This is a genomic window from Pseudomonas sp. E1BtOHC1 (genome assembly GCF_058744285.1).
The window spans coordinates 1,076,660-1,100,590 of sequence record NZ_CP196023.1; the positions used below are offsets into that span (position 1 = coordinate 1,076,660).

The 23,931-nt window shown below is 61.9% G+C and carries 20 protein-coding genes and 1 pseudogene; 13 read left to right on the forward strand and 8 right to left on the reverse strand.

The genetic code is table 11. The features are described 5' to 3' along the window. Positions 1-3: 3 nt before the first annotated feature. Positions 4-261: a hypothetical protein gene (locus ACSSVC_RS05015; RefSeq protein ID WP_346634103.1), complete on the reverse strand. Its 258-nt coding sequence runs from the start codon at positions 259-261 to the stop codon at positions 4-6. Between the two features lie 297 nt (positions 262-558). Here ACSSVC_RS05015 and ACSSVC_RS05020 point away from each other — a divergent pair. Next, positions 559-804: pseudogene (locus ACSSVC_RS05020) on the forward strand (type II toxin-antitoxin system HicB family antitoxin); the annotation flags it as partial. A gap of 2 nt (positions 805-806) precedes the next feature. Here ACSSVC_RS05020 and ACSSVC_RS05025 read toward each other — a convergent pair. Then, on the reverse strand, positions 807-1,853 hold the full coding sequence (locus ACSSVC_RS05025) for a LacI family DNA-binding transcriptional regulator (protein ID WP_492612042.1): 1,047 nt from the start codon (positions 1,851-1,853) through the stop codon (positions 807-809). A 205-nt stretch (positions 1,854-2,058) separates the two neighbouring features. On the opposite strand from ACSSVC_RS05025, the gene ACSSVC_RS05030 reads away from it, so the two are divergent. From ACSSVC_RS05030 to mgrA, 3 genes are all read left to right on the forward strand, one after another. Then, a complete protein-coding gene (locus ACSSVC_RS05030; protein ID WP_492612043.1) occupies positions 2,059-4,317 on the forward strand; it encodes a TonB-dependent receptor in 2,259 nt (752 codons plus the stop codon). A gap of 273 nt (positions 4,318-4,590) precedes the next feature. Continuing rightward, positions 4,591-5,919: an LLM class flavin-dependent oxidoreductase gene (locus ACSSVC_RS05035; protein WP_346634106.1), complete on the forward strand. Its 1,329-nt coding sequence runs from the start codon at positions 4,591-4,593 to the stop codon at positions 5,917-5,919. Positions 5,920-6,072: 153 nt separating this feature from the next. After that, positions 6,073-7,110 (forward strand): L-glyceraldehyde 3-phosphate reductase, encoded by a 1,038-nt coding sequence (gene mgrA / locus ACSSVC_RS05040; RefSeq protein WP_346634107.1) that lies wholly within the window; start codon positions 6,073-6,075, stop codon positions 7,108-7,110. 103 nt (positions 7,111-7,213) lie between these two features. Here the strand turns inward: mgrA and ACSSVC_RS05045 are convergent, their stop codons facing one another. Beyond that, entirely contained in the window at positions 7,214-8,413 is a 1,200-nt protein-coding gene (locus tag ACSSVC_RS05045) for an HlyD family secretion protein (protein WP_404938039.1), read from the reverse strand. Positions 8,414-8,490: 77 nt separating this feature from the next. Here ACSSVC_RS05045 and ACSSVC_RS05050 point away from each other — a divergent pair, with 77 nt between their 5' ends. Further along, entirely contained in the window at positions 8,491-10,086 is a 1,596-nt protein-coding gene (locus ACSSVC_RS05050) for a DHA2 family efflux MFS transporter permease subunit (protein WP_446439570.1), read from the forward strand. A gap of 19 nt (positions 10,087-10,105) precedes the next feature. Here ACSSVC_RS05050 and ACSSVC_RS05055 read toward each other — a convergent pair whose 3' ends face one another. After that, positions 10,106-11,152 carry a GlxA family transcriptional regulator gene (locus tag ACSSVC_RS05055; RefSeq protein WP_346634110.1) on the reverse strand — a complete coding sequence of 349 codons (1,047 nt, stop codon included), beginning with the start codon at positions 11,150-11,152 and terminating at the stop codon, positions 10,106-10,108. Between the two features lie 292 nt (positions 11,153-11,444). Here ACSSVC_RS05055 and ACSSVC_RS05060 point away from each other — a divergent pair, with 292 nt between their 5' ends. Genes ACSSVC_RS05060 through lpdA form a run of 8 tightly spaced genes read left to right on the forward strand, consistent with a single transcriptional unit; the run spans position 11,445 to position 20,229 of the window. Beyond that, on the forward strand, positions 11,445-13,316 hold the full coding sequence (locus tag ACSSVC_RS05060) for a fatty acyl-AMP ligase (RefSeq protein ID WP_404938041.1): 1,872 nt from the start codon (positions 11,445-11,447) through the stop codon (positions 13,314-13,316). Further along, complete coding sequence (locus ACSSVC_RS05065) at positions 13,313-14,221, forward strand: acyl-CoA desaturase (RefSeq protein ID WP_346634112.1); 909 nt, start codon at positions 13,313-13,315, stop codon at positions 14,219-14,221. The genes ACSSVC_RS05060 and ACSSVC_RS05065 overlap by 4 nt, the downstream gene beginning before the upstream one ends. 31 nt (positions 14,222-14,252) lie before the next feature. Beyond that, entirely contained in the window at positions 14,253-15,209 is a 957-nt protein-coding gene (locus tag ACSSVC_RS05070) for an acyl-CoA desaturase (protein WP_492612044.1), read from the forward strand. A 51-nt stretch (positions 15,210-15,260) separates the two neighbouring features. Further along, positions 15,261-15,581: an acyl carrier protein gene (locus ACSSVC_RS05075; RefSeq protein WP_123724225.1), complete on the forward strand. Its 321-nt coding sequence runs from the start codon at positions 15,261-15,263 to the stop codon at positions 15,579-15,581. Between the two features lie 18 nt (positions 15,582-15,599). Next, positions 15,600-17,579, forward strand: coding sequence for an alpha/beta fold hydrolase (locus ACSSVC_RS05080; protein ID WP_346634114.1), 1,980 nt, complete (start codon positions 15,600-15,602; stop codon positions 17,577-17,579). A gap of 37 nt (positions 17,580-17,616) precedes the next feature. Beyond that, positions 17,617-17,814, forward strand: a complete 198-nt coding sequence (locus ACSSVC_RS05085; protein WP_123724223.1) for a rubredoxin — start codon at positions 17,617-17,619, stop codon at positions 17,812-17,814. A gap of 37 nt (positions 17,815-17,851) precedes the next feature. Beyond that, complete coding sequence (locus ACSSVC_RS05090; protein WP_346634115.1) at positions 17,852-18,778, forward strand: alpha/beta hydrolase; 927 nt, start codon at positions 17,852-17,854, stop codon at positions 18,776-18,778. Then, positions 18,775-20,229 (forward strand): dihydrolipoyl dehydrogenase, encoded by a 1,455-nt coding sequence (gene lpdA / locus ACSSVC_RS05095; protein WP_492612045.1) that lies wholly within the window; start codon positions 18,775-18,777, stop codon positions 20,227-20,229. The genes ACSSVC_RS05090 and lpdA overlap by 4 nt, the downstream gene beginning before the upstream one ends. 55 nt (positions 20,230-20,284) lie before the next feature. Here the strand turns inward: lpdA and tauD are convergent, their stop codons facing one another. From tauD to tauA, 4 genes are all read right to left on the reverse strand, one after another. Then, positions 20,285-21,124 carry a taurine dioxygenase gene (gene tauD / locus ACSSVC_RS05100; protein ID WP_346634117.1) on the reverse strand — a complete coding sequence of 280 codons (840 nt, stop codon included), beginning with the start codon at positions 21,122-21,124 and terminating at the stop codon, positions 20,285-20,287. Positions 21,125-21,233: 109 nt separating this feature from the next. After that, the gene (gene tauC / locus ACSSVC_RS05105) at positions 21,234-22,073 is read right to left on the reverse strand and encodes a taurine ABC transporter permease TauC (RefSeq protein WP_492612046.1); all 840 of its coding nucleotides are present in this window, start codon (positions 22,071-22,073) and stop codon (positions 21,234-21,236) included. Further along, complete coding sequence (tauB, locus tag ACSSVC_RS05110; RefSeq protein ID WP_346634119.1) at positions 22,070-22,864, reverse strand: taurine ABC transporter ATP-binding subunit; 795 nt, start codon at positions 22,862-22,864, stop codon at positions 22,070-22,072. Before tauB ends, tauC begins: the two co-directional genes overlap by 4 nt. A gap of 27 nt (positions 22,865-22,891) precedes the next feature. Next, positions 22,892-23,869, reverse strand: coding sequence for a taurine ABC transporter substrate-binding protein (gene tauA, locus ACSSVC_RS05115; protein WP_404938045.1), 978 nt, complete (start codon positions 23,867-23,869; stop codon positions 22,892-22,894). Positions 23,870-23,931: the final 62 nt, after the last annotated feature.

Here is a 23,931-nt window from a genome sequence, read left to right on the forward strand (position 1 = left end):
CGCTCAGGCCCTGGTGAACAGCAGGTAGAGCACCAGGGCCAGTACCGGCACGGCAAACACCAGGCTGCCGACCATCAGCTCCGATCTCAGGGGCTGATGGGCGGTGACCATCCCCACTGCGCCGTTGATCACCGTCAACGCCAGCCACAATCCGATAAATCCATAGCTCAATGTCTGTCGGGCAAAGCCCAGTCGTTCGCCGATAAACAGCAGCAGCGCCAGCAGAATCAGGCCGAAGGTGATGATGATGGTGGTGTGCATGGAAAGCGTCTCCTGCAGGAGCGGTCGGACGATGTCGCGCCAGCCGGCACGGAGTGTTTGCCGGCCTGTTCATGGAGCATAGGTGGCAAATCAGAGCATCTGATGCAACGAGACGGGTCTCTTGGTCGGCAAGCCGTCTCCTGTGCTCACGAGCAGGCATTGGGATATCAGCGTATTGATTAACCAGGTGTGTACAGTGTGTATCTCGACGTGCTTGGTTGGATAAGGTGCCTGATGGTTCGGTATCCACAGGGCAGGGTTATGCGCTGTCGGGAGATGGTCGGCAAGATTGAGGTGGACGGCGAGCCCTTGCCTCAGGTGCACGAGATCGATGATCACCTGGATAACCCCGACTACGTCGGGGGCGTATGGGGCGTGGTGGAGTTCGACGTGACGCCGTATTTCGGCAAGTCGGTGCGCTTCAATGCCACCCTGCCGGAACACCTGCTGGAGCGCATCGATCAGACGGTCAAGCGTGACCAGCGCTACCGCTCGCGCTCCGGGTTCCTGGCTGCCGCGGCGCTGCGCGAACTGTCGGCCTGAGGCTAGGTGCTTTCACGCTCGATCACCTGGCATTGCAGCAGGTTCAGGCGCTGCACTTCGCCATGGGTTGGCAGTACCCCGAGACTCTCCAGGACCCGGGTTGCGGCCAATACGCCGATTTCCAGTGCCGGTGGTTTGATGGTGCTCAGGCTTGGCAGCAGCATCTCGGCAAAGGGGTAGTCGCCAAAGCCCAGCACCGCGCATTCTTCGGGAATCCTCAGCCCGGCTCGTTGCCCCGCCAGCAGGCCGCCAGCGGCCAGATTGTCGTTGGCGAAGATGATCGCGTCGGGGCGCTCTGAGCCGTCCATCAGGGTTTCCATGGCCTGTTTTCCGGCCTCGAAGGGGGCACGGTCGGCATCCGGGGCGAACACCCAGGACGGCAACTTAAGCTCGGCCAGCGTCGCCAGGTAGCCGTCGCGCCGTTCAAGGGCGCTGAAATCGCCAGGCGCGCTGTTCTGCACGAAGGCGATACGCCGATAGCCCTTGGCGTGCAGGTGGCGAACCGCGCTGACCCCCACCTGAAAGTGGGAAAAACCTATCTGCATGGGCTGGCGCTGTGGCTGGTAATCCCAGGTTTCGATCAGCGGGATCTCGGTTTCGGCGAGCATTTTTTCCGTGCCCGGGCTGTGGAAGTGGCTGGTCAGCACCAGAGCCGCCGGCGACCAGCCGAGAAAGGCCCGTACCGCGCTTTCTTCCTGTTTCGCGTCGAAGTAGCTGGACGCCAGCAGCAACTGATAGCCATGGCGGCTGAGGGTGTCGCTGAAGCCCTGGATGGTCTGGGCGAAGATCGGTCCGGAAATGTTCGGAATGACCATGGCGACGATCCTGCCCCGGGCCGACGCCAGCCCGCCGGCCACCAGATTGGGCACATAGCCGAGTTCGGCCACCACGGCGGCGATGCGTTCCCGGCGTTCGGGGGAGACGCTGTCCGGCTGGTTGAAGTAGCGCGATACGGTGATCGCCGAAACCCCGGCTTGGCGGGCCACGGTGTTCAGGGTCACGCGGCCGGCGCCGCGGCGCTTGCGCACAGGCGTTGGGTCAGTGGTCATGAGCGCTTTCCTTGGACTGAACCAAAAGGCATATAAAAGTAATTTTTCAGTATTGGACGCTCTATGAAGTGCTTGTCGATACTGGCGATGTTAGCGCTAACAAGGCGCCATGTCTGCTACTCGCTCGAGCGAATGCCCAAGACAGATTTCAGGCGCTGCCGGCGCAGATCGGCAGCGGTTCGGGGCATTTTCCAGCAGGTGCAGCATGCAGAATTTTCTTGGGGAACAGTTCAGGCTCCGGCAATCGATTCGTGCCGCTACGTCATTTCGTCCACATCTGGGCTGGCTATTGGCGGGGTTGGCTGCGGTGCCGTTACCGGGGGCCTACGCCGCCCAAAGCGCGGTAACGGCGCAGGATCAGGAGCCGACGCTGAAGTCGGTGACGGTCACCGCCACCCGCCGCGAAGAGTCGCTGCAGAAAGTGCCAGTGGCGGTTTCGGTGGTGGATGGCGAGCAGTTGGAGCGGGACAATCGCAACGGCGTGGCGAGCATCGTGCAGCAGGTGCCATCGCTGAATTTTCGTACCGGTGCTTCGAACAAGGACACTTCGCTGTTCATCCGCGGCGTGGGCACTATTTCCACGTCGCCCGGGGTCGAGCCGACGGTGGCCACGGTGATTGACGGTGTGGTTTACGGCCGGCCCGGGCAGGCCACCCTGGATTTGTTGGACCTGGAACGGATCGAGGTGCTGCGCGGTCCCCAGGGCACCCTGTTCGGCAAGAACGCCTCGGCCGGGGTGCTGAATATCGTCACCAGAGCCCCCACTGCCCAGACCCACGGCTACATCGATCAGTCCTACTACAGCGGCAATGAAAGTCGCACCCGCTTCGGCATTGGCGGCAGCCTGATTCCCGACACCCTCAAAGGCTCTGTCACCACCTTGTTCGGCAGCTACGACGGCAATGTGGATAACCGCCACAACGGCCAGGAGGTCAACGGCTACAACCGCAAGGGCGTGCGCGGCAAGTTGGAGTTCACCCCCAGCGCGGACCTCAAGTTCACCCTGGCCGCGGACTACATGCAGTCCCATGACGACGCGCCCAATGGCGTGGTCAGCAAGGCCCTGACCCCGGCCTTCGCCAATGCCCTGAACCCGGTCCGGGCCAGCAGCGACAACCGCGATATCAACACCGATACCCGGACCCACGTGGAGGACGTCAACAAGGGCTTGTCCGGGCAGCTGGACTGGAATCTGGGTGACTACACCCTGACTTCCATCACCGCCTGGCGTGGCTGGAACAACACCCAGTATCAGGATGGCGACCGACTCGGGAGCGTGACGGCAGCCTTCCCAGGGACCGCCGACAAGGGCGACCTGGACTACAACCAGTACTCGCAGGAATTGCGCCTGGCGTCGCCCAAGGGGCAGTTCCTGGAGTATGTCGGTGGCCTGTTCTACATGCATGGCAAGGACGAGGAGACCTACCAGCGCACCCTGACCACGACCACCGGCGTCAACCGCGGGATTGCCGACTACAGCACCACCAATGACAGCTATGCGGTGTTTGGTGAAAGCACGCTGAATTTCACCGAGGATTTTCGGGGCATTGCCGGCTTGCGCTGGACCCATGACGACCTGAAATACGACCACCGGCGGGTCTCGACTTCGGCCACCACGGTCAGTGGTATCCAGCCGGGTACCCGCAGCTCCGGCTCGGTGGACGAAGATGGCTGGTCGGGTCGCCTGGGGCTGCAATACGACCTCAGCGACAGCATCACCAGCTACCTGACCTATTCCCGAGGCTACAAGGGGCCGGCCTACAACGTCTTCTTCAACATGCAGCCCCGGGACACCGACGCGCTGAAGCCCGAGACTTCCAACACCTGGGAAGCCGGGATCAAGGCCAGCAGTTGGAACAATCGCCTGACCACCAATCTGGCGGTGTTCCACAGCGAGTACGACAACTACCAGGCCAACTTCTTCGACACCGTGGCCGGGCAGGTGGTGACTCGGCTGATCAACGCCGGCAGCGTCAGCACTGAAGGCGTCGAATTGGACTACGCCTTGCAGGCCACCCAGCAACTGAAGTTCTCTGGAGCCTTGGCCTACACCCGGGCGCGGATCGACGAGTTTGCCTGCCCGCCAGGGGCGGCTGCCTCGTGTAACGTCAATGGCAAACCCTTGCCCTTCAGTCCGGACTGGAAAAGCTACGTACGGGCCGACTACAGCATCCCGCTGGATAACGGCCTGGATATCGAGTTGGGCACCGACTACAGCTGGCAGAGCGAAGTGCAGTACGACATCAGCCAGAACCTCGACACCCGGCAGGGCGCCTACGGTATCTGGAACGCCAGCATCGCCCTGGCGGATTACAACGACGGTTGGCGCGTGGCCTTGCTGGGCAAGAACCTTGCCGACAAATCCTATTCGCCCTTGCTGGCCAGTGGCGGCAACTACATCTATCGCGCGGTGCCTCGCGATGACGAACGTTATTTCGGCGTACAGCTGCGCAAAGACTTCTGATGCCCTTGCCGTTGTAGGAGCCGGCTTGCCGGCGAATGGGTCAGCGAGATGGGCGCAGGTCTTGAGGGTGCTTTCGCTGGCAAGCCAGCTCCTACGGTGGAGGCGGTGATAGCGGCCGTTGTGTCTGTCACCAACAGGCTGTTGTAGGAGCCGGCTTGCCGGCGAATGGGCTAGCGAGATGGGCGCAGGTCTTGAGGGCGCTTTCGCTGGCAAGCCAGCTCCTACGGTGGGCGTTGGGGTGTCTCTTTTGCAGGATGAAACAAGGAGTGATCCATGTCCCGTTCCACTCGCCAGCTCAAGCTCGGCGCCTTTCTTATGGCCACTGGTCACCACGTAGCCGCCTGGCGTCATCCGGATGTGCCGGCCCAGGCAGGGCTGGATTTTGCAGTCTATAAAGAACTGGCGCAGATCGCCGAAGCCGCTCGCTTCGATGCACTGTTTGTCGCCGACAGCCTGGCAGCCGCTACGGGCACCATCGCCAGCCGCATGGCGCGCTCCGACTACTTCGAACCCTTGACTTTGCTTTCGGCCCTGGCGGCTGTGACCGAGCGTATAGGGCTTATTGCCACTAGCACTACGAGCTATAACGTACCGTACCACGTAGCACGTAAATTCGCTTCGCTGGACCATCTTTCAGGGGGGCGGGCGGGGTGGAATCTGGTGACTTCCGACAATGCCGCCGAAGCGCAGAACTTCGGTCGTGACGAACATTTCGGACATGCCGAACGTTATCGCAGAGCCCGTGAGTTCTATCAGGTGGTCACCGGGCTCTGGGACAGTTGGGAGGACGATGCTTTTGTCCGGAACAAGGCCAGTGGCGAGTATTTCGATCCGAATAAGCAGCATTTACTGGAGCATCGTGGCGAATTCTTTCGGGTCAAAGGGCCGTTGAATGTGGCGCGTCCGCCGCAGGGTTATCCGGTGATCGTTCAGGCCGGCTCTTCCGAGAGCGGTCGTCAGCTGGCGGCCCAGACTGCTGAAGTGGTGTTCACTGCGCAGCCCTCCCTGGCCGCCGCACAGGCCTTTTATGCCGACCTGAAAGGGCGTCTTGAGCAGTACGATCGTAGTACGGAATCGCTGAAAATCATGCCCGGGGTGTTCGTGGTAGTGGGGGACAGCGAAAACCAGGCCCGGGAAAAGTTCGAATCTTTCCAGGAGTTGGTGGAGCCCGAAGTGGGGGTGGCTCTGCTTGGGCGGATGCTGGGCAATTTCGATTTGTCTGGTTTTGCGCTGGATGCACCTTTGCCGCCATTGCCGCTGACCGACAGCGGTCAGCAGAGCCGCCAGAAGCTGCTCACCGAACTGGCCGGCAAGGACAACCTGACCCTGGCCCAGCTAGGGCGCAAGATTGCCGGCGGCCGTGGGCATTACAGTCTGATCGGTACGCCCGCGCAGATTGCCGATGAGCTGCAAGCCTGGTTCGAGGAGGGCGCGGCCGATGGTTTCAATGTGCTGGTGCCGCATCTGCCTGGCGGGTTACGCGATGTTGCCGACCGGGTGATTCCGGAACTGCAGCGGCGCGGGCTGTTCAGAACTGAATATGAAGGCCGCACGCTGCGGGAAAACCTGGGGTTGGCACGGCCGAAGAATCAGTTTGTGTAACAACGGTTTGTTGTAGGGGCTGGCTTGCCAACGAAGGTGCTCGTTAGGGCGGTGCCAGGCTTGAAGGCTTGTTCGCCGGCAAGCCGGCTCCTACAGGAATGTGAATTTATCGACGTTAGTCGTTTTGCAAAGATCTGACCCAGAGAGGATTCGATGACTTACATAGCTGCCGAAAACCGTTACGACTCCATTCCCTATCGCCGTGTCGGCCGCAGTGGCCTGGTGCTGCCGGCGCTGTCCCTGGGGCTTTGGCACAACTTTGGTGACAGCACGCCCATCGACACCCAGCGCGCCTTGCTGCGCACGGCTTTTGACCTGGGTATCAATCACTTCGATCTGGCCAACAACTATGGGCCGCCCTATGGCAGCGCCGAGATCAATTTCGGCCGGCTGCTGCGGGAAGATTTCAAGGCCTATCGCGATGAGTTGATCATCTCCAGCAAGGCCGGTTGGGACATGTGGCCAGGGCCTTACGGCCAGGGCGGAGGTTCGCGCAAGTATGTGCTGGCCAGCCTGGACCAGAGCCTGCAGCGCCTGGGTGTGGATTATGTGGATATCTTCTATTCCCATCGTTTCGACCCGGATACCCCGCTGGAGGAAACCGCCAGTGCCCTGGCCAGCGCAGTGCAACAGGGCAAGGCGTTGTACATCGGCATTTCTTCCTACTCCGGGGTGAAAACCCGGGAAATCGCCGCGCTGCTCAAGGAGTGGAAGGTGCCGCTGCTGATCCATCAGCCGGCCTACAACATGCTCAACCGCTGGGTGGAGAAGGATTTGCTGGATACCACCGACGAGCTTGGGGTTGGGGTCATCGCCTTTACGCCGCTCGCCCAGGGGCTGCTCACCGACAAGTACCTCAATGGCATTCCCGAGGATGCGCGAGTCAATCGTCCGGGCGGTGGTTCGTTGCAGGCCGCTCATTTGTCCGAGGCCAATATCGCCCACGTGCGGGCCCTCAACGAGATCGCCAGGAATCGCGGCCAGAGCCTGGCGCAGTTGGCCCTGGCGTGGACCCTGCGCGATCCGCGGGTGACGTCGGCGCTGATTGGGGCGAGCCGGCCGGAGCAGATCATCGAGAACGTCGGAGCCTTGCAGAATCTGAGTTTTACCGTGGAGGAACTGGCGGAAATCGATCATTTCGCCAAAGAGGGTCGGATCAACCTGTGGGAAAGACCATCGACGGCAGAGTAAAACCTTCAGGGTCTGCGCTGAGCAAACAGCCCCCAACAGAGCCATCTGTAGGGGGCTGTCTGGCCGCCTGGAGCGGGGCGGTGGGTGAAGCTCTCGGACCCAGTCATTGCGCTGGAGCGGGGGTGTTGGCGCTGACTTTCAGCGAGGTCTGGGTGCTGGCTACGGCCCGATCCTGAGAGTCGTCCAGGTCGACTTTCGCGGTGACCGACAGGCCCGGTCGCAGGCGCTCGAGACCCGGTTGGTCGGCGTTGAAGCGAATGCGTACCGGAACCCGCTGCACTATCTTGGTGAAGTTGCCGGTTCCCGGTTCAAAGGGCAGCAGGGCGAAGGTCGAACCTGAACCCGGCGCCAGACTTTCCACGGTGCCGACGATGCTCACGCCCGGCAAGGCATCGATCTTGATGCGGGTGGATTGGCCCGGGTACATGTGCTGAGTCTGGGTTTCCTTGAAGTTGGCCAGTACATAAAGGTCATGCAGCGGCACCAGGGTCAGCATGCGTGAGCCCGGTTGCACATAGTCCCCTACTTGAATCTGCCGATTGCCTACGGTGCCATCCATTGGCGCATAGACCGTGGTGTGTCGCAGGTCCTGTTGCGCCAGCTCCAGTCGGGCTTTCGCTGTCACCACCTTGGCCTTGGCCATTTGCAGCTGCGCCTGCAGGCGTTCGCGTTGGGCTGAAGTGACGGCAAGGTCGTTTTCCGCCACTTGCAGCATGGCCTGGGCATAGGCAAGACCTTGCTCTGCCGAGATCGCCTGGGTGCTGTACTTCTCTACTTCGTTGCGCGCCACGGCGCCGGTCGTGACCAGGGTATCGAAACGGTTGCGTTCAGCTCCTGCGCGCTTGGACTCGGCCTGGTTGGTGCGGATTGAGGTGCGGGCCGCCAGTACCCGAGCGTTGGCCAGGCGCTGCTCGGCATCCTGGATCGTCAGGGCTGCTTGGGCCAGGGCGACCTGGGCTTGATTGTCGGCGAGATCGCCTTCGGCCAGGGCGACTCGGCTATCGAACTCTTCGCTGTTGATGCGCACCAGGGGCTGTCCGGCAGTCACAGTCTGGTGGTCCTTGACCAGGACTTCGGTCACCAGGCCATGAACCCGTGGCGCGACGGAGGTGGCATCGGCAGCGATGTAGGCGTCGTCCGTGGCTTCAGTTGAAGGCGCCATCAGCACCCAGCCCACCCCGACCGCCACCAATGTCATGGCGATGGCGCCAGCGATCAGAGGGCGTTTGGAGCGCTTGCGCGGCTTTTCCGTCTCTTGCGCGGCTTGCAGGATGGCGTTCTGAGTCTGGGTGCTCTGCTCCATGTTGAAGCTCCATGCTGATTTGAATTACGATCATAATATTCATATGACGGTCGCAATACTACAGGGAAGTACCTACCGTGACGACAAGCGTATCCGACCTCCCTGACGCAGGCGCACAGCCTGGTCAACAGTCCACCCGACGCAAGTTTCTGGTCTTCACCATCATGGCTTTTGGCATGTTCATGGCGTTGATCGATATCCAGATCGTGGCGGCATCCCTGAACGATGTGCAGGCCGGACTCAGTGCCGGTCCTGATGAAGTGAGCTGGGTGCAGACCGCCTATCTGATCGCCGAACTGATCATGATTCCCTTCTCGGCCTTCCTCGCCCAGGCGATTTCCACCCGCTGGCTGTTCTCTGCCAGTGCGGCATTCTTTACCCTGTTCAGCATTGGCTGCGGGATGGCCTGGAACATCGAGTCGATGATTGTATTGCGGGCCCTGCAGGGCTTCGCCGGCGGGGCCATGGTACCTACGGTGTTTGCCGTGGGTTTCGTGTTGTTCGAGGGCAAGCAACGGGCGATGGTCCCGGCCATTCTCGGCATGACCGCGGTGCTGGCGCCGACGCTGGGCCCCACGGTGGGCGGGTTGGTGACCTTCTACCTGGACTGGCGCTGGATCTTCTTTATCAACGTGCTGCCAGGGCTGCTGATCTGTATTGGCGCTGCGCTGCTGATCGATGTGGATCGTCCCGATCTGTCGATGTTGCGGCGTATCGACTGGCTGCACTTTGTGGCCATGGCCCTGGCATTGGGCTGCTTCGAGTACGTGTTGGAGGAGGGGCCGCGCAAGGACTGGTTCAGCGATAGCGCGATTGTCATTGCGGCCTGGGTTTCCATTGTCTCCTTTGGTTTGTTTATTGAGCGCTCGCTGTATTCGAATAATCCGATTGTGTCGTTGGTGCCCTTTCGCGACCGGACCTTTTCCATCGCCTGTCTGTTGAACCTGGTGATTGGTTTCGGCCTGTATTCCTCGACTTATCTGGTCCCGGTGTTTCTCGGTCGAGTGCGTGGCTTCGACAGCCTGGAAATCGGCACCACCGTTTTCGTCGTGGGGATCGGGCAACTGGTGAGTACCATCATTGCCGCCCGGGCTTCGGAGAAGGTTGATCGTCGCTTGATCATCTCGGTGGGCTTTCTGGGGCTGGCACTGAGCCTGTGGCTGACTTCCCGGGTCACGTCCAACTGGGGATTCGATGAGCTGCTGGTTCCTCAAGTTGCCCGGGGCCTGTTCCTGATGCTCTGCATCGTTCCCAGCGTGAACATGGCCTTGAGTTCTTTCCAGGGCGTCGAATTGCGTCAGGCCTCCGGTCTGTTCAACTTGATGCGCAACCTGGGAGGCGCCATTGGCATCGCAACGGTCAATACCTGGCTGCAGGACGACGCCCGAACCCAGGTGCTGCGTCTGTCGGAATCTTTGGGTGCCAAGGCTGTTGCGGCCCAGGAACTGATGGGGCAACTGGCCCTGAAGATCGCTGCCGATACTCCCGACTCCAGCCACGCATTCCTGATGGCCCAGGGCATTCTCGGCAGATTGGTGGGGCGTGAAGCCCTGACCCTGGCGTTTGGCGATGTATTTCGCCTGATGGCCATGATGTTCGTGGTGGCGCTGTTGCTGGTGCCGCTGTGCAAGGTTCCCCCGGCCGCACCAGGCACGGCCGAGGATGAGAAGTGATGGCTCCAGTGCTTGCTGATTAGATGATCGGTGGGCCGGACCTGGCCTTGCGCAACTGGCTCGGAGTGCAGCCCATGCTCTTCCACATCAATCGACGTAGTGCCGTCGCGTCGGAATAGCCCACTTTAAAGGCAACTTCTTCAATGCTCATATTGGTAGTTTCCAATAAACTTTGAACATGTTGCAGGCGAACTTTCTGAATGAAGGCCATGGGCGGCTTACCCGTGGCGCTGCGGATTCTGCGCGATAAGGTCTTCTCGGTGATCCGTAAATGCTCGGCAATGGTGCTCAATGGCGGAACGTTGGGCAGGCAGTCCTCGATGAACTTCTCCAGCATCAGTACTTCGCGATTTTCTGTTTGTAAGTTGGATAGGGCCATGTAGTGATATTGCGCAGGTCGACCATCTATCAGTAGATAGCGCATGGTCAGTTCGGCAATTTGATTGCCCATCTTATTGCGCAGTACATAGAGCATCAGGTCCATTTGCGACATGCCTGCGCCTGCAGTAATCATATTTCCGTCATGAATAAGCATGCGCTTTGTGTCGAGTATCGCCTCGGGATATCGCTGCTTGAAGGTGTCGTACAGTTGCCAGTGAGTGGTGACGGTCCGGCCCTCGAGAATCCCTGCCTCCCCCAGAACGAAAACCGCCGAGCAGGACGCCGCAGTCTCTTGCCCGCGCAGGTGATGTTCTTGCACCAGCTTGCTCAGCTTGCGGATGTCGTTGTGCCCGAGCCGGTCAATGAGCTCGGTGGACTGACTGAGGCCCGGCTGCCTCTTTTCCCGGCGACAGCCAAAGAAATCCAGCTCCTGGGTGTTTTCCAGCCCCAGCCCAGGGATGACCAGCATGCTGCCTTCAATGGTCTGGGCCTTGTCCAGCGGCAGTGCATCCAGGCGCATGCCATTGCGCATTCGTACGGACTCACTGCTGCCGATGATCTTCCAGGTAATGGTGGGGCGTCCCATGACTTCGGCGACCTGGTTGGCAGTACGCAGCACATCCAGGGTGATCGCCACACTTGACCCCATGGCTCCTTCCAGCGCGATCAACGTGAGCACATCCATGTCCATTTTCTCCCTGTAAGTGTCCATTTGTGCATTAGCAAAATATACAAGCTGATGGCAGACTTCTCAACGCGTCCAAATCTAACTTTCTCTGCCCACGCTATTCCCAGTGGGACATATAAGAAAAAATGCATTCATCAAGTGAATGCTTCGCTCTGTCAATAAAATGACATCTTGTCTACTGCCTAGTAAGAGCTCCCCTTCTTAGGGGCGTTTGTTCGGTTCCTTAGTGCTGAAAATAATAAACGACCATTAGGTCAATATATGGCTCTCCATTTAAAAAGGATTTTGAATGAACTACGCCGTGCCTCGTGATTATCTAAATGATGTCAATCAAACCTTCTCGGCGCATCTAGCAGTGGATGATCTGGCGCTGGCCGGCACCCTGGGAATCGAATGTTTAAGTTCGGTTACCGAAGTACTGGCTTATCGCGCCTGGCTTCAACCTGATGCGACAGCCTTTATTCACTTGCTCGATGGCGAGCAAGAGGAGGCGCCCATCAGCTACGCCGAACTGTGGCAGCGTAGTCAACGATTGGCCGCGGCGCTGCAGATTTTCGAGCCCCGGGGAAAACGGGTGCTGATGCTGTTCGAGACCGGTATCGACTACATCGTTTCGCTGTTCGGTCTGTTCCTGGCCGGTGCGGTGGCGATTCCCGCTTTCCCGCCAGTGGGGACCCGAGGCCTGGAGCGTCTGGCGTTGATCTGTGCCGACGCCCATCCGCAGATCGTGCTGACCAGCTCGCGTTTCATGCGCTCCCAGGAGCGGGTCAACGCCTTGCTGCAGGGTGATGTGCCCGCGCCGCAATGGGTCGATCCGCAAGAGCTGGCCACAGAGAATTCATCTTGGCAGGGGCAGGCTGTGACCCCCGGTCAATTGGCCCTGCTGCAATACACCTCGGGTTCCACCTCCGCGCCCAAGGGCGTGATGCTGACCCACGCCAACCTCTATAGCAATTGCCGCAGCGCCAGCCAATGGATGGGCGAGGCCAAGGATCGCGTGGGCTGCAGCTGGCTGCCGCCCTATCACGACATGGGCCTGATGGGCGGCATATTGCAGCCGATCTACGACGCCTTTCCCACCGTGCTCATCAGCCCCGGGCATTTTGTCCAGCGGCCATTGCGCTGGCTGGATGCGGTGTCCAGGTATGGCGCCGACGTCACCATCGCGCCGAACTTCGCCTTTGATCTGTGTGTTGAAAACATCACCGATGACGAGCTGGCAGCCCTCGATCTGAGCAAACTCAAGGCCATCTACTGTGGGGCCGAACCGGTCCGGCAAAGCACCCTGGCGCGTTTCTCCGAGCGCTTTGCCGCCGCCGGCTTCAACCCTGCGGCCCTGGGCCCCTGCTATGGGCTGGCCGAGGCGACGGTGCTGGTTTCGGGCAAACCCCATGACGAACCGGCATTCAATACCCAGGTGGATCGGGACCAGCTCGCCACCGGGACCTTGGCCATTGTCGACGCCGAGGATGGGTTCGCGCTGCCATTGGTCAGCAGCGGACGGGTGGCCCCGGGCTTGCGCCTGGCGATTGTCGATCCCGTCAGCCTGCAGCCGGTCGCCGACGGCCAGATCGGTGAGATCTGGGTCCAGGGCGACAACGTGGGGGCCGGTTACTGGGGCAAGGAGGTGTTGAGCGAGCAAGTGTTCCGCGCCAAGTTGCCGGGCGTCGACGGACACTTCATGCGCACCGGCGACCTGGGGGCCTTGTATCGGGATGAACTGTTCGTCACCGGCCGCCTCAAGGATCTGATCATCATCGCCGGTCGCAACCTGTATCCCCAGGACCTGGAGCTGGCGGTCGAGAGCGCAGACCCGCGCATCCGCAGCAATGGTTGTGTGGCGGTGGGCGTGGATAACGGCCAGCAGGAGCAGTTGGCGATCGTGGTCGAGATCAAGCGCAGCGAAAAGCTCGACGAAGCCCAGCAGGAACAACTGCGCCAGCTGATCACCAGCACCCTGGTCAGCCAGTTTGGCGTGTCCCCGGCGCGTATCCATCTGGCGCCCATGGGCGGCATCCCGCTGACCACCAGCGGCAAGGTCCAGCGTCAGGCCACCCGGCAGGCCCTGCTCAACGACAGCCTGGCGCGTTACGGAGCCGGACGTTCGGCTGCAGCGGCCTCGGCACAACCCCTTAAAACCCCTACGGATGCTCTGTCATGACGGCCATGAATCCTCATATCGACCGTACCGGTCATCGCGAGCGTCAACTGGCCTGGCTGACCGTGGGTGTGCCGGCGGTGGGCACCGTGGTCGCTCTGGTCCTGGCCTGGCAGCAGGGCATTGGCTGGCTGGAATTTGCTGCGCTGGCCAGCATGTACCTGCTGACCGCTCTGGGGGTGGAAGTGGGGATGCACCGCTTCTTTTCCCACCATGCGTTCAAGGCCGGCCCGGTGGTCACTGCGTTGTTCGGTATCGCCGGTTCGATGGCGGCCCAGGGCCCGATCCTGTTCTGGGCGGCCACCCATCGCCAGCATCACGCCTTCACCGACAAGGAAGGCGACCCGCACTCGCCGCGTCCGCTCAAGGAAGGCTTTGTCGGCAATATCCAAGGCTGGTGGCACGCCCATCTGGGCTGGCTGTTCAGCCTGAGAAAGCAGAACTGGAGCCAGTTCGTTCCCGACCTGATTCGCGACCGGCTGATCATGCAGATCAACCAGCGCTACTACCTGTGGATCATTCTCGGCCTGCTGCTTCCTACCTTGGTGTGCGGGCTGATTACCCGCAGTTGGGAAGGCGCACTGAGTGGCCTGTTGTGGGGCGGTTTTGTGCGGATCTTCCTGGTGGACCACGCCACCTGGTGCATCAACTCCTTCGCCCATCGGGTCGGCGGCCGTGACCATCCGACTCGGGACACCAGCCGCAATGTGTTCTGGCTGGCGATTCCAACGGTCGGCGGCGGTTGGCACAACAACCACCACGCCTTTCCGGCGCTGGCTCACGCCGGGCTCAAGCCCTGGCAGCTGGACATCGGTGGCTGGTTCATCGAGTTGCTGGCCTTGTGCGGTCTGGCTTGGGACGTGAAGCGTCCTGGTGCGCCCGCCGCTGCAGAACCTACAGAAAGCTGATTGCCGGTACTTACCTCACAGGAAGCTATTCATGGACGAGATCCTCACAACCACAGCAACTCCAGAGATCAACGGGGTCGCGCAGCTGAGTCCGGCAGCCGCCAGAACCAAGGCGCGCATTGCGCTGGCGGTGATGCTGGTTCCCTTGTTCGGTGCCTTCGAGGCGATCCGCCTGTGGGTCACCGGTCAGGTGCACGCCCTGGACTTCATCCTCTTCGGGGCGTTCTACGCGATCCAGATGTTCGGCGTCTCCATGGGCTATCACCGCTACCTGGCCCATCGCGCCTTCAAGACCTCGCGCCTGATGAGCAGCCTGATGCTGATCGCCGGCTCCATGGCGGCCCAGGGTCCGATCCTGTTCTGGGTCACCACCCATCGCCGGCATCACACCTACAGCGACCAGCACGGTGATCCGCATTCGCCGAACCTGATGGGCCAGAGCCGCCTGGAGCGCGCCAAGGGCCTGTGGCATGCGCACATGCCGTGGATGCTGGCGCCGGACATGTCGAGCTGGAACTTCTTCGCCCCCGACATCCTGCGTGACCGTCGTTTGTTCTTCTACAACCAGACCTACCTGTTCTGGGTCGCTCTGGGCGTGGTGCTGCCGGGGATCATTGGCGGCCTGGTCACCCAGAGCTGGTCCGGTGCCTGGAGCGGCCTGATTTTTGGCGGCCTGGCGCGGATCTTCGTTGCCAACCAGGCGGCCTGGTGCGTGGGCTCCATTTGCCACCGCTATGGCGCCCGGCCGTTCGTGACCCACGACCAGAGCACCAACAACTGGATTGTCGCGTTCCTCACCTTTGGCGAGGGGCTGCAAAACAATCACCACGCATTCCCTGCCTGGTACCGGCATGGCGTGCATTGGTGGGAGCCCGACTTGTCGGGCTGGACACTGGCGTTAATGGGCAAGCTGAGACTGGTCTCAGACCTGCGTTCACCGTCCCAGGCAATGATCGACAAAGTCCGTAAGCGTCAGGCCGCATCCTGAGCAACGGGATCGTCTGATCTGTAAACCATCCTACTCATCAAGGAAGATCCTATGGCCAACTTCATTTCCAATTTGCTGAGCACTCTGAGCTTCTCGGAGAAAAAACAGGCGGCGGTCGAACTCAACGAAGAGAGCATCAAGCATTGGCTGGTGCAGAAAATGGGTGCGCTGCTGAAGATCGATCCGTCCCAGGTCGATACCGCCCGCAGCTTCGAGTCCTACGGCCTCGACTCGCTGGTGGCGGTGAAGGTGGCGGGCGACCTGGAGAAGTTCATGGAGCAGCGCCTGTCCCCGGCCCTGCTGTTCGAATACTCCAGCATCGATGACTTGTCCAAATACCTGGCCAACGAACTGACCACATCCGAAGTTTGACTTCGCAGGAGCTTGGCCATGGCCATTGCACAGATGCCTTCGCAAAAAAACGATAAATTCAATGACCTGCTCCGACGCTCACAGGAGATCGAAGGCCTGCGTCTGACTGACGCAATCCCTAAGCACCTGTATCAGCCTCGGGTATGGCGCGGGATGCTCAGCTTCGTCGTCAGCTACATGCTCTACATCGGTGCGATAGTGGCGGTCGCCCACGTGCACTGGATGTTCTACCTGCCGCTGTGGCTGGTGGCGGGCCTGGGCGGCTGGGGCTTGTTCTGTGTGGCTCACGATTGCGGGCACAACTCGTTCTCGCGCAATCGCAGCTTCAACCACATCCTCGGGCATATCGCCTTGCTGCCGTTGCTGTACCCGTTCCACGGCTGGCGCCACATGCACAACATGCACCACGCCAACACCAACAACCTGGAAATGGACGTCGACTGGCGCCCGGTACTGCGCGTGCAATACGACGCCATGCCCTGGTGGGACAAGCTGGTCTACAGCAGCACCCGCACCTGGCTGTTCTGGCTGGGCACGGTCAACTACCAGCGTCACTCGGGCTTTCGCCCGTCGATGTTCCACAAGCTCGAAGCGCGCAACGAAGTGCGTCGTTCGATCCTGTTCATGGTGGTGGCTGCGCTGATCTACCTGCCGACCCTGGTGTACTTCACCGGCTTCACCGGGCTGTTCCTGTACTTCGTCGCCCCGTGGCTGGCGACCCATGCCTGGTTCAGCCTGACCACCATGATGCATCACATCAGCGATGAGACTCCGTTCCTGACCAAGGAGCACTGGAGCTTCAACAGCAGCCGACTGCTGCTGACCACTGACTACATGTACCCCAAGTGGTTGCTGTTCCTGACTCACTACATTTCGGTGCACACCGCGCACCACGTGGCGCCGATCATTCCCCACTACAACCTGCCCGAAGCCCAGGCAGCGCTGAAGACCGCCTTCCCGGGCATGGTCCGCGAGAAGCCCATGACCGTGCAGGATGTATGGCACGTGGCGCGCAATTGCCACCTGTACGACCCGGTCAATGGCTTCTATGAGTCCTTTGACCAGCCGGCCCAGGCGACCGGGGACCTCAGCACGCCAGGCGCCAAGGCGGCCAACAGCCCGCTGACCCTGAAGCAGCAAATGCTGCGCAGCTACATGGGCGTGCTGGGGACACTCTCGGTGGACACCGCCGGCGCCAAGGCCACGGACCTGTTCGGCTATACCCGGGAATACATCAAGCAGCCGGACAAGGAAATGAGTCCCCTGGGCGCCCAGCGTTTCCATATCAAGGGCATTGCGGGCGTTCCCCATGGCTACCAGTGGGGCACGGGCGACCAGACCATTCTCCTGGTCCATGGCTGGGGGGCGGACAGTCGCAGCCTGTACTCCTTTACTCGTGCACTGCAGCGCCAGGGCTTCAAGGTCGCAACCTTCGATGCTCCGGCCCACGGCATCTCGCCGGGCTCGCTGAGCACCATGACCGAGTTCAAGGATGCGGTGAAAGCGGCCATTGTCGCCCTGGGCGATGTGGTGGGGATCGTCGCTCACTCCCTGGGCGGTATCGCCGCCACCGGTGCCCTGGCCGAACTGGCCGAGACCCATCGGATCAAGGCCCTGTGCCTGCTGGGTTCGCCGGCCAACCTGCCGGTGGTGATCCAGCGCTGGGCCAATGGCTACCTCAAACTCAAGCCGCAAATCGTCGATGCCATGCACCGCGAACTGTGGAAGCGCAATGGTGTGCCGGTCCAGCATTGGGACATCCCGGCGCTGGGCAATGCCCTGCAACTGCCGACGCTGGTGCTGCATGACCTCAACGACCCGATCGTGCCGTTCTGCGAGGCGCAGCAGATCACCACGCTGATGCCTTGGGCGAAGCTGGAGCCGGTGTCCGGGCTCGGCCACGTGCGCATCCTCTCCGATGCTGCAGTGGTGGAGCAGGTGGCGCAGTTCCTGGCACAGAACATCAAGGTGGCCGAAGTGGCTCAGGCCAGCGCATGAGAACAACGCACAACCCTTTGATGATGGTTAACCACCCATGACGACCTATGCTGAAAACGCTGTGGCCGAGTCCGGCCTGTGGATGTGCCTGATTTGCGGCTGGATCTACGATCAACGGCTTGGCGATCCCGATTCGGGGGTGCCTCCGGGCACCGCCTGGGACGACATTGCCGAAGACTGGACCTGCCCGGAATGTGGCGTGAGCAAGTTGGACTTCAACATGGTGAAGCTGTAAGCCAACGCTTGAAACCTGTAGTCGATGAGGAAGGAAGATGGCGACCCAAGAGCAACCGTCGGCACCTGCCAAGGGCCGGCGCCGCAGCTTCAGGAAAATGCTCTTCAAGGGCATTTATAACGGGGTTCTGGGGCTGCTGCGTTGCAGTTTCTGGATTGAGTCGCGGCTGCTTCCTCGGCGTGCTGCGGTGCGGGCGCTGAAGATGTTCACCACACCGCAACGGCTGCGCCAGCATTTTCCGCTGACGCTGCCCAGCGCCACGGTGCAGGACCTGGACACCGAGGAAGGGCGGCTGCGTTGCTTCCGCTGGACCCCGCAACAGGTCCGCCGGCGGGTGGTGCTGGTGCATGGCTGGAGTGGCGCCAGTACCCAGTGGCAGTACCTGATTCCGCTGTTGCTGGAGGAGGGCTGTGAAGTGCTGTCCTTCGACTGCATCGGCCATGGCGGCAGCGGTGGCCGGCAAGCCTCGCTGCCGACCTTCGTCAGCATGCTGGATCAGGTGCAGAAACAACTGGGGCCGTTTGATACGGTGATCGGGCATTCCCTGGGCGGCGCTGCCGCCGGGTATGCCTTGAGCATCCCGGTCGGCAAGGACTTCCAGCGTGCAGTACTGGTTGCCGCGCCGGCCGACATCGAAAACGTCGTACGGCGTTTTGCGGCCTTTCTGTGGATCAACGATGACGTCAGACAACGCATGCAACTTCTGGTTGAGCAACGCTATCAGAAGGACATGAGCAGCCTGGCGGTCAGTCGTTATGGCCACCAGGTGGATATCCCGGTGCTGCTGGTGCATGACCAGCAGGATCAGGAAGTCCCGGCAGATGACCTGCAAACCTTCGCTGAAGGCTTGCGTCACCGGCAAGTCCTGCAAACCCGAGGGCTTGGCCACCTGAAAATTCTCAAGGACAACGCGACCATGGGAGCCGTGGTCGATTTTGTCTGTGCAAAGGACGGCAATCAATGAGTGAAAAATACGATGTGATCGTTATCGGCGCGGGTCCCGGCGGCTACGTCGCGGCGATCCGAGCTGCGCAACTGGGACTGAAGACGGTCTGTATCGAGCGCTACAAGGGCAAGGACGGCAAGACCGCTCTGGGCGGCACCTGCCTGAACGTGGGCTGCATTCCCTCCAAGGCGTTGCTGGACAGCTCCCATCACTATTACGAGGCGCGCAACGGTTTCGAGGTGCACGGCATCGGCATCAGCAATCCGCAGATGGACGTGCCGGCCATGCTGGCGCGCAAGGACGGCGTGGTACGCAATTTCAACGGCGGCATCGCCTCGCTGTTCAAGGCCAATGGCGTGGCCCTGCTGGAAGGTCACGGCAAGTTGCTGGCCAACAAGGAAGTGGAGGTCACCGCGGCCGATGGCAGCACCCAGCGCATCAGCGCCACCAGCATCATTCTCGCCCCCGGCTCACGGCCTATCGATATCGCCGCCGCGCCGCTGACGGACAAGGTGATCGTCGACTCCACCGGAGCCCTGGAATTCACCCGCGTGCCCAAGCGCCTGGGGGTGATCGGCGCCGGTGTCATCGGTCTGGAGCTGGGCTCGGTCTGGGCCCGCCTGGGCGCCGAAGTGACGGTACTCGAAGCCCTCGACAGCTTCCTGCCGGCAGTGGACGTACAGATCGCCAAGGAAGCGCAGAAGATCCTTGGCAAGCAAGGCCTGGATATCCGTCTGGGTGCCCGGGTGACGGCGTCCGAAGTGCAGGGCGACAGCGTCAAGGTCAGCCTCAGCGAGGCCGGCGAAGACAAGCAGCAGACCTTCGACCGCCTGATCGTCGCCGTGGGTCGTCGGCCCCTGACCACCGACCTGTTGGCGCCTGACAGTGGCGTACAGCTGGATGAGCGCGGCTTCATCCACGTCGACGGTCAGTGCCTGACCAGCGTGCCGGGGGTGTTCGCCATTGGCGACGTGGTACGCGGCCCGATGCTGGCGCACAAGGCTTCGGAAGAAGGGGTGATGGTGGCCGAGAGCCTTGCCGGGCATCACCATCCGCTCAATTACGAACTGATCCCGTCAGTGATCTACACCCACCCGGAAATCGCCTGGGTCGGCCAGACCGAACAGGCCCTCAAGGCCCAGGGCATCGAGCTGAACATCGGCACCTTCCCGTTCTCCGCCAGCAGCCGCGCCATGGCGGCCAACGACACCGCCGGCTTGGTCAAGGTCATTGCCGATGCGGGCACCGACCGGGTACTTGGGGTGCATGTGATAGGACCGGGCGCTGCGGAACTGGTCCAGGAAGGCGCGATCGGCATGGAGTTCGGCACCAGCGCCGAAGACCTGGGGATGATGGTGTTCTCCCACCCGACCCTGTCCGAAGCCCTGCATGAAGCCGCCCTGTCGGTGAATGGCCAGGCGATTCATATCGGCAATCGCAAGAAGAAAGCTCCCGCCAGCGTGAAATAGCCAGCCTTCCCCGACCTCGCTCAGCGGGGCCGGGGCTTGCTGCATCCCCCGCGTTTCAGCGAAAGAACGGTACATCCCCAAGAATGGTCGCGCGGTGCATGACTCGGCGCTGTGGACGGTAGTCGTCCACCGCATAGTGCTGGGTCACGCGGTTGTCCCAGAACGCCACGTCATTTTCCTGCCAGCGCCAGCGGATGGTGAATTCCGGGCGGGTGGCGTGGGTGAACAGCAGCTTGAGGATGGCTGCGCTTTCGCTCTCGGACAGTTCGTTGATCTTGGTGGTGAAGCCGTCGTTGACGAACAGCGACTTGCGTCCGCTCACCGGATGGGTGCGGATAACCGGGTGCGACAGCGGTGGGTTCTTGCGTCGGGTTTCCTCCCAGCGCGCCAGGTCTTCGGGGGTGTTGCCGAAGCGCTCCAGAGGGAAGGACTTGATGAACTCGTGGGTGGCGGTCAGGCCCTGCAGCAGGTTTTTCATCGGCTCGGACAAGGCTTCGTAGGCGGCGATGCCGCTGGCCCACAGCGTGTCGCCGCCAAATTCCGGCAGCAGCTTGGCGCTGAGCACCGCGCCCATGGCGGGGGTCGGCAGGAAGGTTACGTCGGTGTGCCAGATGGCGTTGTCGCGCACGTCGGTTTCGGCGGTGTCGAGGATCAGCACTTGCGGTTGGTCCGGCACATTGGGGTAGATCGGGTGAATGTGCAGGTCACCGAAGTGGGCGGCAAAGCGCGCCTGTTGCTGTGGGTTGATCGGCTGGTCGCGGAAGAACAGCACCTGGTGCTTGAGCAGTGCCTGCTCGATGGCATCGCGCTGCTCGACGCTGAGCGGCTGGCTGATATCGACGCCACTGATCTGGGCGCCGAGGGCGGAGCTTAAAGGGGTGAGGGTCAGGCTCATGGTTGTTCTCGTATTCGCTGTGTGTAGGAGCCGGCCGGGAGGGCGGCGCTAAGCTTGCGGGCCTCTTCGCTGGCAAGCCGGCTCCTACACAGGAGAGGGGGATTTGTTGTCAGTGGGATTGGCCGTGCCAGGGCACCAGCTTGCGTTGCAGGGCGCGCAGGCCCATCTCCATGGCGAAGGCGATCAGGGCAATCACCAGTATCCCCAGCACCACTACATCGGTGACCAGGAATTGCGCGGCGGACTGCACCATGAAACCCAGGCCACTGGTGGCGGCAATCAGCTCCGCCGCCACCAGGGTCGACCAGCCCACGCCCAGGCCGATGCGCACGCCGGTGAGGATGTCCGGCAAGGCACTGGGCAGGATCACGTGGCGAATCAGCTGCGCCCGGGTCGCGCCCAGGGACTGGGCGGCGCGCAGCTTGGCCGGGTCGACGGTGCGCACGCCGGTGGCGGTGGCGATGGCGATCGGGGCGAAGATGGCGAGGTAGATCAGCAGCACCTTGGACAGCTCGCCAATGCCGCACCAGATAACGATCAGCGGCAGATAGGCCAGTGGCGGTATCGGCCGGTAGAACTCGATCAGTGGGTCCAGCACGCCACGGGCGATGCGGTTGGCGCCAATGGCGATGCCCACCGGAATGGCCGTCAGCACGGCAAAGCCCAGGGCCAGGCCGATGCGTTGCAGGCTTGCCGCCAGGTGCTGCCAGAGGGTGGAATCCATGTAGCCGCTGGTGGCCAGCAACCAACCTTTTTGCAGAACGGCGGCCGGTGGCGGCAGGAACAGCGGTTCGATCAGGCCGGTGGCGGTCACCGCCCACCACAGGGCCAGCAGGATGATCAGGGTCAGCACGCTGATCCAGCGGGTGCTCAGGCTGCGGCGCACCGGCAATGGCGCTTTCGGGTTGGCATCGCCGGTGGCGGTGGCGGGAATCTCGTAGCTGGTCATGGGCGCTCCTGCTGCTGGGTGGCGCTGCGTTGGGAGAACACCCGGGACAGCACGTGTTCGCGGGTTTCGATGAACAACGGGTCGGACTTGATCGCCCGCGCCGATTCGCCGGCGGCGTAGCGCTGGCCGAAGTCCAGGTTCAGGCGTTCGACGATCTGCCCCGGGTTGGGGGCCAGGAGGATCAGGTCGGTGGCGAGGAACACCGCTTCTTCGATGTCGTGGGTAATCAGGAATACCGGCTTGGCGGTGCGGCGCCAGACTTGCAGCAACAGCTCCTGCATCTGCTCGCGGGTGAAGGCATCCAGGGCACCGAAGGGTTCGTCCATCAGCAGCACTCGCGGGTCGGCGGCCAGGGCGCGGGCCAGGCCCACGCGCTGTTTCTGCCCACCGGAGAGCTGCCAGACACGGCGCTTTTCGAAACCGGCAAGGTCCACCAGGGCGAGCATCTCCCGAGCCCGGGCTTCACGCCGGTCTCGAGCTACTCCGGCCAGCTCCAGGCCGAAGGCGACATTGGCCAGCACGTCCTGCCAGGGCAGCAGGGCGTCGTCCTGGAACACTACGCCACGCTCGGCGCTGGGGCCCTTGACCGGCACGCCGTCGAGGCTGATGCGCCCGGCGCTGGGGTCGACGAACCCGGCAATCAGGTTCAGCAGCGAAGTCTTGCCGCTGCCGGAGGGGCCCAGGGCGACCAGCAGTTGCTGTGGCCCCAGGGTCAGGGAAATATCCGCCAGCACCGGTTCGGCGGCGCCGGGGTACTGTGCGCTGATGCGCTCCAGTTGTAGCAAGGCCATGACGGCTATCTCCTGTCCGGTCGCGGGTTATTCAGTGATGAACTTGGCGCTGACGTAAGGGGCGTAGTCCGGCAGTACCGCCTCGACCTTGCCTTGCTCCTTGAGGAACACCGCGGTGTCGGTGATGGCCTTGGTGGTCGGGGCGCCGAGGCTGACCACCTGATCGGCGGCCAGTGGGTAGACGTTGCCTTGCAGCAGCAGCGGGATATCGCTGGCCTTGGCCCCGGAGAGCTTCACCAGTTTGTCGACGTTGCCCTGGTTGGCCAGCCAGGCTTGCGGGTCTTTGCGGTATTGGGCATAGGCATCCAGGGTCACCTTGGCGAAGGCCGTGACAATTTCCGGGTGCTTCTCGGCGAAGTCCTTGCGCACGATCCAGGCATCGAAGGTCGGCGCGCCGAACTTGGCCAGCTCACCGGAGGTGATCAGCACCTTGCCGTTTTCCTTGGCCACACCCAGGGCTGGGTCCCACACGTAGGTGGCATCGATATCGCCGCGTTTCCAGGCGGCAATGATCGCCGGTGGCGCGAGGTTGAGGATCTGCACTTTCGAGGAGTCGATGTTCCAGTGTTTCAGCGCCGCCAGCAGGCTGTAGTGGCCGGTGGAAACGAACGGCACGGCGACCTTCTTGCCGACCAGATCCTGAGGGCTCTTGATCCCGGAACCGTCGCGGGCCACCAGGGCTTCGGCGGCGCCGATCTGGGTGGCGATGAGGAAGGTTTCCACCGGCACCTTGCGGGTGATGGCGGCGGTCAGCGGGCTGGAGCCCAGGTAGCCGATCTGCACATCGCCGGAAGCGATAGCAGCGATGACGTCGGCACCGTTATCGAATTTGCGCCAGTTGATCTTGGCCTGGGTGGCTTTTTCATAGCTGCCGTCGGCTTGGGCGACCTTGGCCGGGTCGACGGTGGTCTGATAGGCGACGGTAACGTCGGCCGCCTGGGCAAAGAAACTCGCAGCGGCCAGGGACGCGGCCGCCAGGAGGCGAAGGGGGAAATGCAGCTTCATGGGGGTGCTCCTCATAGGCGGCCGGTGATCGGCGTGGGAGGAGACTAAATGATCTAAGAATG